This is a genomic window from Bacillus sp. 7894-2 (assembly GCF_002272225.1).
GTDB lineage: Bacteria > Bacillota > Bacilli > Bacillales > Cytobacillaceae > Cytobacillus.
Genome location: NZ_NPDG01000001.1, coordinates 1 through 11774 on the forward strand (window position 1 = coordinate 1; position 11774 = coordinate 11774).

10 protein-coding genes are annotated in these 11774 nt (G+C 40.4%); all 10 read left to right on the forward strand.

Annotation, left to right across the window (positions count from 1 at the left end; translation table 11 throughout):
* Positions 1–165 precede the first annotated feature (165 nt).
* On the forward strand, positions 166–1059 hold the full coding sequence (locus CHI10_RS00005; RefSeq protein WP_095242267.1) for a 2-dehydropantoate 2-reductase: 894 nt from the start codon (positions 166–168) through the stop codon (positions 1057–1059).
* Positions 1060–1069: 10 nt separating this feature from the next.
* Complete coding sequence (locus CHI10_RS00010) at positions 1070–1456, forward strand: DUF3397 domain-containing protein (RefSeq protein WP_311315724.1); 387 nt, start codon at positions 1070–1072, stop codon at positions 1454–1456.
* Between the two features lie 143 nt (positions 1457–1599).
* Positions 1600–3234, forward strand: a complete 1635-nt coding sequence (bshC, locus tag CHI10_RS00015) for a bacillithiol biosynthesis cysteine-adding enzyme BshC (protein ID WP_095242268.1) — start codon at positions 1600–1602, stop codon at positions 3232–3234.
* Between the two features lie 278 nt (positions 3235–3512).
* Positions 3513–3944, forward strand: coding sequence for a division/cell wall cluster transcriptional repressor MraZ (gene mraZ / locus CHI10_RS00020; protein WP_009330903.1), 432 nt, complete (start codon positions 3513–3515; stop codon positions 3942–3944).
* Between the two features lie 111 nt (positions 3945–4055).
* The gene (gene rsmH / locus CHI10_RS00025) at positions 4056–4988 is read left to right on the forward strand and encodes a 16S rRNA (cytosine(1402)-N(4))-methyltransferase RsmH (protein WP_095242269.1); all 933 of its coding nucleotides are present in this window, start codon (positions 4056–4058) and stop codon (positions 4986–4988) included.
* A 33-nt stretch (positions 4989–5021) separates the two neighbouring features.
* On the forward strand, positions 5022–5387 hold the full coding sequence (ftsL, locus tag CHI10_RS00030) for a cell division protein FtsL (RefSeq protein ID WP_095242270.1): 366 nt from the start codon (positions 5022–5024) through the stop codon (positions 5385–5387).
* The gene (locus CHI10_RS00035; RefSeq protein WP_095242271.1) at positions 5387–7609 is read left to right on the forward strand and encodes a penicillin-binding protein; all 2223 of its coding nucleotides are present in this window, start codon (positions 5387–5389) and stop codon (positions 7607–7609) included. Before ftsL ends, CHI10_RS00035 begins: the two co-directional genes overlap by 1 nt.
* A 98-nt stretch (positions 7610–7707) precedes the next feature.
* A complete protein-coding gene (locus CHI10_RS00040; protein ID WP_095242272.1) occupies positions 7708–9624 on the forward strand; it encodes a stage V sporulation protein D in 1917 nt (638 codons plus the stop codon).
* A 236-nt stretch (positions 9625–9860) separates the two neighbouring features.
* Entirely contained in the window at positions 9861–11321 is a 1461-nt protein-coding gene (locus CHI10_RS00045; protein ID WP_095242273.1) for a UDP-N-acetylmuramoyl-L-alanyl-D-glutamate--2,6-diaminopimelate ligase, read from the forward strand.
* A gap of 1 nt (position 11322) precedes the next feature.
* Positions 11323–11772 carry a hypothetical protein gene (locus CHI10_RS00050; RefSeq protein WP_095242274.1) on the forward strand — a complete coding sequence of 150 codons (450 nt, stop codon included), beginning with the start codon at positions 11323–11325 and terminating at the stop codon, positions 11770–11772.
* The last annotated feature ends 2 nt before the right edge of the window (positions 11773–11774 follow it).

An 11774-nucleotide genomic window follows, 5' to 3' on the forward strand; every position in this document is an offset into this window, starting at 1 on the left:
ATTTTCGATTTTCGAAAAAGGGTTTTTTTTAAAGGATTTAAAGGATGGAAAATGGAATTAAGAAATAACTATTAGATTTCATGTTAAAAATATATTCCATTTTACCCATGAATTTATCTTATTTTGTTAAAATATGTTTAAAAAGTAAAAATGGTGGAGTCTGTTATGAAAATAGCTATTATCGGAGGAGGCGCTGTCGGCCTTCTGTTTGCCCATTACTTAAATGAAAATCATGATGTGCTTATCTATGTTAGAAACAGCGATCAGCTGAATATGCTTCGCGAAAATGGACTTACAATCGAGAGAAATGGAATCCTCAGCAATACCCGCATTAAGGCGTGCCATTTTAGTGAGTGGAAGGGGGAAGAGGATTTAACAATCATTGCGGTTAAGCAATACAGTATTCCTGAATTGACAAAAGATTTATTGAAGATGAATGCTTGCAAATCCGGATCATTTTTGTTTCTGCAAAATGGGATGGGGCACTTGAAGTGGGCAGAAATGCTGGAAGCTGATAACCTTTTTGTGGGCAGCGTTGAGCATGGTGCTTTAAAGACGGAGTCTGATACTGTGCTGCATACGGGGGTTGGAGTCACAAAAGTGGCAGCATTAAAGGGAGATATGGATTTTTTGAGGAAAATATCCGATTCGGCATCTTGCTTTTTTCCATTTACTTTCATCGGAGATCATCTGGAAATGCTAATTCAAAAATTAATCGTCAACAGTCTGATCAACCCTCTCACTGCAGTTCTCCGTGTTAGAAATGGTGAACTGCTTTCGAATAAATATTATTATCAGCTATTTTTAAAGTTGTTTGACGAAGTAAGTGCCATATTAAATATCACTGATAAGACAGCTGCTTTAAGCCACGTGAAAAGTGTCTGTGAGGAAACAGCGATGAACAGATCCTCGATGCTTAAGGATATTGAAGAAGGCAGGGAAACTGAGATAGATGCTATTTTAGGCTATATCCTCAAGGAAGCTGAAATGAAGAAGATGTCTGCTCCGTATACAGAAAGTCTTTATTGTCAGATTAAAGGCAGGGAGAGGGGGAAATAAGTTGAACACTGTGTTCTCAAGCCTGATTGCAACACTGGTGACTATACCGCTGCTCGGGTATCTGGCTGTTTTTATAATCAGCAAACAAATTACAAAAAAACATAAAAAATCTGTACATATTGCCTTAGATGTAAGCACTTTTTTATTTATATTGTCGGTTCACTATTTAATTATTGTTATCTGGGACAAATCTTTTCTCTGGATGATTATTCTATCCCTGCTCATTACAGCTGTCATTTTTATTATCATTCATTGGAGAATTAAGCATGAAATTAATATGCGTATCTTATTTAAAGGATTCTGGAGATTTAATTTCCTGCTCTATTTAACTGCTTATATCATTTTGATGCTAATCGGTCTTGTTCAAAGGGTAACTTCCGTTGTTTTCATACCTTAATAAACAGGTTTATAAACATTATGATTTAACATTTAGAATTGAAGCATTTAGGTAAGCAAAGTTTTTTTCTTTTCAATTAAGACAATGCTATACTCATAAGATGAAAATCAAAATTGATCAGCTATGAGAAAGGAAGTTCATTAATGGAGATTCTTAATCTCTCATTACCGGCAACAAACCGGTTTGCAACAGATTATATTGCACAAACAGAAGAACTTATGCAGTTTTTCCACTATCGTTATAATTCGGATTCTGATTATAAAGCAAGGTTAGCTGAACTGAAGGGCCGTTCGTTTATGAGAAAAGAACTTTCTCAATATATTGGAGAGTTTATGGATCGTTTTCCTTCTTCCCCGGCAGTTCATGACTCGCTAAATAAGCTTAAGCAAGAAAATAGTGCTGTGATTATCGGAGGGCAGCAGGCAGGGATTTTGACGGGACCTCTTTATACTATACATAAAATCATCTCAATCATTCATCTTGCAAAACAGCAGGAAAGTAAGCTGGGTATTCCAGTTGTACCTGTTTTCTGGATTGCAGGCGAGGATCATGACTATCAGGAAGTAAATCACATTTTCATCGAGAAGAATAATAAATTGGAAAAAATGACTTATCCTGAAAAAGTCCTGGAGAAGAAAATGGTATCAAATGTCCCTTTGAACGGTGAAAAGTGCAGGGCATGGGTGGAAGACATCATTGAAACTTTTGGAGAGACCGAACATACAAAAAATATCCTTTTGATATTGGAAGAAATAATTATGCACTCCCATACGTATGTGGATTTCTTTGCAGGCATTATCATGCATCTATTTAAAGAAACAGGGCTTCTTCTGGTTGATTCCGGGGACCAAAGGCTCCGCAAACTTGAAAGCTGTATTTTCGGCAAACAGATCAAAGGCTTTGAAGAAATCACAAACCGTGTGAAAAGCCAGCAGCAACACCTGGAGAATTCGGGATTTCCAAATGCCATTGATTTAAGTGATAATGCTGCCAACCTGTTCTATTATGATGAAAAGCATAAGGAAAGGATTCTACTGGAGTTCAATCAGGATAAAAAGGTATTTACAGGTAAGGAATGCTTCCATGAATTTACCATGAATGAGCTTCTGGAGATTGCAGAAACTCATCCGGAAAGACTCAGCAATAATGTTGTGACAAGACCGATCACTCAGGAATGCCTGTTTCCGGTTCTTGGCTTTATAGCCGGGCCTGGCGAAATTGCTTATTGGGCAGAACTGAAAATGGCATTTGAATGGTTTGGGATGAAAATGCCTCCTATTATGCCACGTTTAAATATAACTTTTTTAGAAAGGTCTGTAGAAAGTGATTTGGACGAATTAGGACTTGATTTACAGTCTGTGCTCATTTCAGGAACAGAAGAAGTGAAGGAAGTTTATCTAGAGAGTACTAAAAATGAAAGCATAGAAGACCAGTTCCGTAAAACAAAAGAGCAGTTAAAACAAAATTATGAGCTTATTGAAGAGCTTACATTAAAAGATGTTAGTGCCCTTCTTCCACTGTTGAAGAAAAATGAAGAGCTTTTATTAAAGCAGATAGATTTCATGGAGAATAAAATACAGAAATCCATACAGCAAAAATATGATGTGGTCATTAAAAAATATGAAAAAGCTGAAAACTCCCTTAGACCGGGCGGCATTCCTCAGGAGAGAGTGTGGAATATTCTGTATTACCTTAATAAATATGGGACAGATTTTCTTGAAGAATTGCTCCATTTCTCGTTTGATTTTGATGGGACACACAAAGTCATAAAAATTTAATATTCGCCATTATTCTAAGGACCTTATCCATTCGGATAAGGTCCTTTTCTATATGAAAAAGAAGGTGAAACCTCTTTATCGCCTGGCATTTACCCCTTGAAAAACCTTGTGAAAAAACAGTAAAGAGTTTAAAGAAAATGTAATAAAAAGACGAACGGAAAATGCGTGAATGCCTTATAGGAAGCAGGATTTTAAATGTAGTGGTAGAATAATTAAAAACATGTGGAGGAAAGTGGGGGATTGTGGTACATTTGAGTTAGAAAGTGGGTGCAGTGGGTATGTTCATGGGTGAGTTCCATCACAACGTTGATAACAAAGGCCGTCTCATCGTGCCATCCAAGTTTCGTGATAACCTGGGTGAAACATTTGTTTTGACACGCGGGCTTGATCAATGTTTGTTTGGCTACCCCATGGATGAGTGGAGGCAGCTTGAAGAGAAATTAAAAGGCCTTCCCCTTACTAAAAAAGATGCCCGTGCTTTTACCCGTTTTTTCTTTTCAGGTGCCACTGAATGTGAAATAGATAAGCAAGGAAGAATAAATATTGCTTCCCCACTTCTGCAATATGCAAAATTGGAAAAAGAATGTGTAGTGCTGGGCGTTTCCAATCGGATCGAGATATGGAGCAAAAATCTTTGGGAAGATTATTTTGCAGAATCAGAGGAATCTTTTGCTGATATTGCGGAAAATATGATTGGGTTTGATATATAATGGGAATGTTTTAGTAATATAATTTCCCGTGAAACAAAGATACTTGTTTAGCTCCGGATGCTTACATTGCGTCTTGTGCTTCTCTGATTGGAAAGGTGGATTCATTCAACAATGTTTGAACATACAACAGTACTATTAAAAGAAACAGTAGAAGGCTTAAACATCCATCCAGATGGTGTGTATGTGGATTGTACGCTGGGCGGAGCAGGCCACAGTAAATTAATTCTTTCCCAGCTGTCTGAAAAAGGAAAGCTATACGCATTTGACCAGGATGACACAGCAATTGCACACGCGAAAGAAAAACTGGCTGAATATGGTGACAGAATCACGATTATCAAAAGTAATTTTAAGTATCTTCAAGAAGAGCTTGAAAACCTTGGTGTTTCTAAAGTGGATGGTGTTTTATATGATCTTGGCGTTTCTTCACCTCAGCTGGATACACCTGAAAGAGGATTCAGTTATCATAATGATGCCCCGCTTGATATGAGAATGGATACCGGTGCTGATATTTCCGCTTATGATGTGGTAAACAGCTGGGAATATGGTGAACTTGTGAAAATCTTCTTCAGGTATGGAGAAGAGAAATTCTCAAAGCAAATTGCGAGGAAAATTGAAGCGGCAAGGGAAGTTTCTCCAATAGAAACAACAGGCCAGCTGGTAGAAATTATTAAAGAGGCCATTCCTGCACCTGCCAGGCGAAAAGGCGGACATCCCGCCAAGCGTGTTTTTCAGGCAATCAGAATAGCTGTTAATGATGAACTAGGTGTATTTGAAGATTCTCTGCACCAGGCTATTGACATATTAAATCCCAATGGAAGAATCAGCGTAATTACGTTTCACTCACTGGAGGACCGAATTTGTAAAGCTGCCTTAAAAAAAGCCAGCGAAACACCAAATCTGCCTCCTGGCCTGCCGATTATTCCAGATGAATATAAACCAATCTTAAAGTTAATTAACAGAAAGCCGATTCTGCCTTCAGAGGAAGAGCTGGAACATAATAATCGAGCAAGGTCCGCAAAGCTGAGAATAGCAGAAAAGCTTTAATCGAATAGAGAATAAAATTACAGGAGGGGAATTATGAGCAATTTAGCCCGAAAAATACAGGAAGAAAAACAATTTGATGTTCAAACCCAGCCCGTACAGGCCCCAAAGAAATTAAAAACAAAAAAGTCCTGGCTTTCCCCCGGCGAGAAAATACTGGGACTTGCTTTCACTGGCATTGTTTGTTTTGGTGCAGTGCAAATGGTTTCAAATCAGGCGGCCATTTACGAAGTAAACAAAGAAATTCAGCAAACAGAAGAAGCAATCCAAACGCAGACCAAAGTGAATACAGATCTTAGCATGCAAGTGAGCGAATTAAGTACATACGAACGCATTAAAGCGAAAGCTGAAGCAATGGGTCTCAAATTCAGCGGAAATAATGTCAAGGTCGTGGAAGATTAATGAAGAAACAGCCAAATATCAATTTTGGAGCAGCGATATTATTTTTAATATTCAGCCTGCTCTTTTTTGTATTAATTTTTCGCTTTGTTTCTATTCAGGCAACAGGTGAGGCAGCAGGCCACGCACTTGCGGCTAAAGCCCAGCAGAAATATGAACGCGAAAAGACCATTCAGGCCAAAAGGGGCACCATTTATGACCGGAATGGAGAGGTCATTGCCGAGGATACGATTTCTTACAAGCTTGTAGCAATCCTGGACAAAGACATGAAACCTGATTATGTGAAAGACCCCGGAAAAACAGCAGCCGCGCTTTCGAAAGTTATTGACCTGGAAGAGTCAGAGATTTACAGGATTTTAACAAAGAAAACAAAAGATGGAGATAAACCATTCCAGGTTGAATTTGGAAAAGAGGGCCGCGATCTTCCGTTAAAGACAAAAAGAGAAATAGAAGATATGAAATTGCCCGGGATTACATTCATAACAGATTCCAAGCGGTTTTATCCAAATGGGGTCTTCGCCTCGCATTTAGTCGGGTATGTTGAAAAGAAAAAATCAAAAACCAATAAGACCGATACAGTCGGGATGCTGGGCCTCGAGCAGAGCTTAAATAAGGTGCTCACAGGAAAAGATGGGAAATTCAGCTATGAAAGTGATATATGGGGCTATCTGCTTCCTAATGGAGATCAAAAAATCCAGCCTGCTCAAAATGGCAAAGATGTGTATCTTACGATCGATAAGAAGATCCAGACTTTTCTCGAAGATTCTATGAATAAAGTAGACGAGGAATATCAGCCGAAAAAAATGGTTGCAGTAGTCGCTGATGCTAAAACAGGTGAAATTTTGGCTATGGGACAGAGGCCATCCTTTCATCCTAAAACAAAGGAAGGCATCGAAGACACCTGGCATAATGAAGTGATTGAGAACTCATTTGAACCCGGATCAACCATGAAGATTTTTACTTTGGCTGCTGCCATTGAGGAGGGTGAGTTTGATCCGAATGAATGGTATAAATCAGGAAGTTATAAAGTGACCGAAAATTCACCGGCTATACGGGACCATAATCAGGGACGCGGCTGGGGATCGATTACTTATCTTGAAGGTGTTCAGCGTTCATCGAATGTGGCTTTTGCCAAAATAGTGAAAGAAAAACTTGGGTATGAAAAATACAGGGAATATATAACAAAGTTTGGTTTTGAAAGTCCGACGGGAATTGACCTGCCGAATGAAACGGGCGGAAAGATCGCTTATGAGTGGCCGCTTGATAAGGTAACTACGGGATTTGGACAAGGTTCGGCCATTACGCCTATTCAGCAGATACAGGCAGCCACTGCCATCGCGAATGACGGCAAAATGATGCAGCCGCATGTAATCAGCAGTATTGTTGATAGCGATAAAAAGGAAGTCGTGAAAAAAACAAAGCCGAAGGTGAAGGGAAATCCTATTTCTGCAGAAACGGCAAAGAAAGCCAGGGATATCCTTGAAACAGTTGTGTCTTCTGAAAAAGGAACAGGTTATAAAAGGTATAATATCGAAGGCTACGAGGTTGCCGGAAAAACGGGGACTGCCCAAATCCCCGATCCAAATGGCGGGGGATATTTAACAGGTCATGAGAATTTCATCTTCTCGTTTTTAGGAATGGCGCCAAAAGATGATCCTGAACTGATCATCTATGTAGCGGTCCAGCAGCCGGAAATTGATCTCAGTACAAATGGTGCAGAACCTGTTGCTAAGATTTTTACACCGGTAATGAAAAGCAGTCTGCAATATTTAAATATAGAACCGGCAAAAGAACTAAAGGCAAACTCGGAACATGCGCCTGAAGTTGAAGGAAAAACAGTTGAGGAAGCAAAAGCACATTTAAAAAAATCCGGATTTGAGGCAATAGTGCTGGGAAAGGGCACCAAGATACAAAGGCAGGTCCCTGGCAATATGTACAATTTGCTTGAAGGCGAACGAGTGATTTTAAAGACAGATGGTGAATTAACAGTGCCTGATATGTCTGGATGGTCTCTAAGGGACGTCATGAAGGTAGCGAAGCTTGCTGACTTAAAGCTTAATACTGTTGGAAGCGGATATGTGGTGAAACAAAATCTAAAAGCCGGTTCTGTACTTAGGGAAGGTGACTATTTAATAGTCGAACTAGAGCATCCTGCTGAGAAATATAATGAGGAGAACCTCAAATCAGAAGAGCAGCAGGAAGAAGAGGAAACAGTGCTTGATTAATTGGGGAACGTACTGCCGGATGTGCGGCAGTGCGTTCTATTCGTTTTGGTACAAGCATATATTGGAACGAGCCATAATTTAAGGAGGTTCGTCCGTAGATGCGTGTTTCAAATGTAACCGTTCGAAAACGGCTGACTGCAGCGTTGTTTGTTGGTATTCTCGTTTTTTTTATAATTGATTTGCGTCTGGGATATGTTCAGTTTTTTCTGGGGAATATGCTTACAGATGGCGCAAAGGAGCTCTGGAGCAGAGATATCCCCTTCGAACCGGAAAGAGGAGAAATCGTTGACCGAAATGGTGTTCCACTGGCTACGAATGTCAGTGCTCCAACTGTCTATGTTGTACCCAGACAAATCAAAGATCCTGCAGATGCTGCAGAGAAATTGGCTGCAGTACTGAATATGTCAAAGGAAAAAGCCTACGAGCTTATCACCAAAAAGGCATCAAGTGTGAAGATTCCTCAAGGCAGAAAGATTTCCCATGAAAAAGCGAAAGAAATCCGTGCATTGGGTATTGAAGGAATTTACATTGGTGAAGATTCAAAACGCCATTATCCTTTCGGTAATTACCTATCGCATGTTCTGGGGTTTGCGGGTATTGATAATCAGGGTCTTATGGGCCTTGAGTTATATTATGATGAAAAGCTAAAAGGGAAAAAGGGTTCTGTTAAGTTTTATGCGAATGCAAAGGGAGAGCGCATGAACGATATGGCGGATGACTATAAACCGCCGGTTGATGGAATGGACTTAAAGCTTACCATCGATTCAAAGATACAGACTATTGTAGAAAGGGAGCTTGATATAGCTCAGGCGGAATATAATCCTGATGGAATAATTGCAATTGCCATGAATCCAAATAATGGAGAGGTTCTTGCGATGTCCAGCAGACCGGATTTTGACCCGGCGAATTTTAAAAATGTTCCTCCTGAGATCTACAACCGTAATCTGCCGATATGGAGTACATACGAGCCAGGTTCAACATTTAAAATCATTACTCTGGCAGCTGCATTAGAAGAGGGAAAGGTAAATTTGGAAAAAGATCATTTCCACGACCCGGGATCTGTTGAAGTTGGCGGTGCCAGACTGAGATGCTGGAAAAAAGGCGGACATGGCAGTCAGACTTATCTTGAAGTAGTACAGAATTCCTGCAATCCCGGCTTTGTAGAGCTGGGTGAAAGATTAGGCAAAGAGTCACTATTTAAATATATCCGGGACTTCGGGTTCGGCGAAAAGACCGGTATCGACCTTCAGGGAGAGGGGAAAGGGATCCTGTTTAATCTCGATCGGGTTGGCCCAGTCGAGCAGGCAACCACTGCTTTTGGTCAGGGGGTTTCCGTTACCCCGATTCAGCAGGTAGCAGCCATTTCAGCTGCGGTTAATGGGGGAACATTATATACGCCTTATATAGCAAAAGAGCTTATAAATCCAGCAACAGGTGAAGTATTGATGAAAAAATCGCCTGATGCAAAAAGAAAAGTAATTTCAAAGGAAACATCTGATGAAATCCGCAAAGCGCTTGAGTCAGTTGTGGCAAAAGGATCAGGAAAAAAAGCGTTCGTTGATGGATATCGTGTTGGGGGGAAAACGGGGACTGCACAAAAAGCGCAAAATGGCCGGTACCTGGAAAATAACCATATCGTATCATTCATAGGGTTTGCACCTGCTGATGATCCTCAGCTCGTCGTGTATGTGGCTGTGGATAATCCAAAAGGAACCGTTCAATTTGGGGGTGTTGTTGCTGCTCCGATTGTAGGGGAAATCATGGGGGACAGCCTGCGTGCGATGGGTGTAAAGCCCCGCAAAAATCAAATTGAAAAAGAGCTGACATGGATGGATTCCCCAATGATTGAGGTTCCTGATATGGTAGGTATGACAAAGAAAGACCTTGGGGAACTATATCTTAACCTGAAAATTGATGCCAGCGGGACAGGGAATACGGTGGTAAAACAAACGCCGCAGCCGGGCATTAAGTTAAAAGAAGGTTCAACGATCCGCCTGTATTTTGATAATAAATAAGATAAGGAATGAGGGCGGCTTCCTCTGCGCCGCCTGAATTTTTTTGTTTGTAAGGAAACTGTAACATACTTTCGTGGTTCTGCTTCTATATATAAAATAGCTAAAAAAGCAATTATCCTGTACAATATATATCGCCATCATTTAGAATGTTGTTTTGATTATATTTATTTATTTTGACCAGTTTCATTAAAAAAGGGAATAGTTTGCTCTGTTTTAACATGAGAGGAATGGTAAAGATGGAATTACATAGACTGCTGCGATTTTTACAGCCTTATATGACATATAAAGGTGAAAACCCTGAAATCACAGCGATTGTTAACGATAACCGGAAAGTTCTGCCTGGAAGTCTGTTTGTTTGCATTGAGGGCTATACGGTAGATGGCCATGATTTTGCAGCTTCTGCTGCCGAAAAAGGTGCAGCAGCTGTTGTTGCCCAAAAAGAACTGGACTTGGATATCCCGGTTATAGTAGTTAAAAATACAAAACGGGCGTTGGCCGTGCTGGCTGATGCTTTTTATGGACAGCCGAGCAAGCAGCTTCATTTAATTGGCATAACAGGGACTAATGGCAAAACAACAACAAGTCATTTAATTGAAAAGATTCTTGCAGACGCAGGAAGAAAGACCGGCTTAATTGGCACGATGTATACGAAGATTGCCGATGAAACTTTTGAAGTGAAAAATACTACTCCTGAAAGCCTGACTCTGCAAAGCACATTTAGAAAAATGGCAGATGCCGGTGTGGATTCAGCTGTAATGGAAGTGTCTTCTCATGCACTTGTTGAAGGCCGTGTTCATGGCTGTGATTTTAATATAGCCGTATTTACGAACCTGACACAGGATCACCTGGATTATCATAAAACGATGGATGAATACAGGAGAGCAAAAGGGCTGTTGTTTGCCCAGCTTGGAAGCTCCTATAATCATGGAGAACCGAAGTATGCCATTTTAAATTCAGATGACCCTGCTTCTGCAGAATATGAAAAATCGACGGCTGCTCATGTCATTTCCTATGGAATTGATCAGGAAGCTAATCTGCGGGCCGTTAATATTCAAATGACTGCTGCCGGTACGGAATTTGACTTAATCTCTCCATTCGGAAAGCATAAAGTTTCTTTAAAAATGATAGGCAAGTTCAGCATCTATAACGTCCTTGCCAGTATTGGAGCAGGTATCGCTGCAGGGATATCAATCTCTCAAATCATTAAATCTGCAGAAGAAGTTAAAGGTGTAGCCGGCAGATTTGAAACCGTAGATGCAGGCCAGGATTTTTCTGTGATCGTTGATTATTCACATACTCCGGACAGCCTGAAAAATGCACTGGAAACAGTAAAGCAATTTGCACAGAAGCGCATTTTCGCCATCGTGGGCTGCGGAGGAGACAGAGACAGATCCAAACGTCCGCTTATGGCTGAAATTGCATGCCAGTACAGTACAGACCCAATCTTTACTTCAGACAATCCGAGAAGTGAAGACCCGATCCAAATCCTGAGGGATATGGAAGAGGGAGTAAAAGAAGAAAGTTATAAAGTAATCGTCGATCGAAAAGAAGCCATTCACTATGCGGTGAAAAAAGCCAGTGCAGGAGACGTTATTTTAATAGCAGGAAAGGGTCATGAGACCTATCAGATTGTAGGCAGCCATGTTTTTGATTTTGATGACCGTCTGGTGGCAAAAGAGGCTATAGAGGAGCGATAAAATGTATTTGACGTATCAGGATTTAGCGGAATTGTTTCCGGCAGTCAAAGGAATAAAGGATCATGAGCTGGAATTTCATACCGTGGCATCGTCCTCTTCTGACCTGCAGCCAAAAGGAATTTATATTCCTTTCGGGGAAGACGGAAATCTGAAGGAAGCTATTGAAAGAGGGGCTGTTGCTGCAATCTGGAATAAGAATGCCGAAACGCCGTCATACACCCCGAATCATTTCCCTATTTTTTATACTAACGACTTAACGAAAGGCTTAAAGGATATCATGGAATTATATATTAATAAATTAAGTAAAGCAGAAGAAAAGATGAACACAACTAATTTCCTTATTTCGGATGAAGAAAGTCTTAAAGAAAAAGAAACAACATATGATATTGCTGTAATGGCTGCAAGATTAGCGGAAACTGCGGGTAATGCCAAACGCGAAAGGAGGGGATAAGT

Coding starts and splice junctions, on each gene's coding strand:
- CHI10_RS00035 (WP_095242271.1), top strand. CDS start 5,387: ATGAAGAAACAGCCAAATATCAATTTTGGAGCAGCGATATTATTTTTA.
- mraZ (WP_009330903.1), top strand. CDS start 3,513: ATGTTCATGGGTGAGTTCCATCACAACGTTGATAACAAAGGCCGTCTC.
- CHI10_RS00040 (WP_095242272.1), top strand. CDS start 7,708: ATGCGTGTTTCAAATGTAACCGTTCGAAAACGGCTGACTGCAGCGTTG.
- rsmH (WP_095242269.1), top strand. CDS start 4,056: ATGTTTGAACATACAACAGTACTATTAAAAGAAACAGTAGAAGGCTTA.
- CHI10_RS00045 (WP_095242273.1), top strand. CDS start 9,861: ATGGAATTACATAGACTGCTGCGATTTTTACAGCCTTATATGACATAT.
- bshC (WP_095242268.1), top strand. CDS start 1,600: ATGGAGATTCTTAATCTCTCATTACCGGCAACAAACCGGTTTGCAACA.
- CHI10_RS00005 (WP_095242267.1), top strand. CDS start 166: ATGAAAATAGCTATTATCGGAGGAGGCGCTGTCGGCCTTCTGTTTGCC.
- ftsL (WP_095242270.1), top strand. CDS start 5,022: ATGAGCAATTTAGCCCGAAAAATACAGGAAGAAAAACAATTTGATGTT.
- CHI10_RS00050 (WP_095242274.1), top strand. CDS start 11,323: ATGTATTTGACGTATCAGGATTTAGCGGAATTGTTTCCGGCAGTCAAA.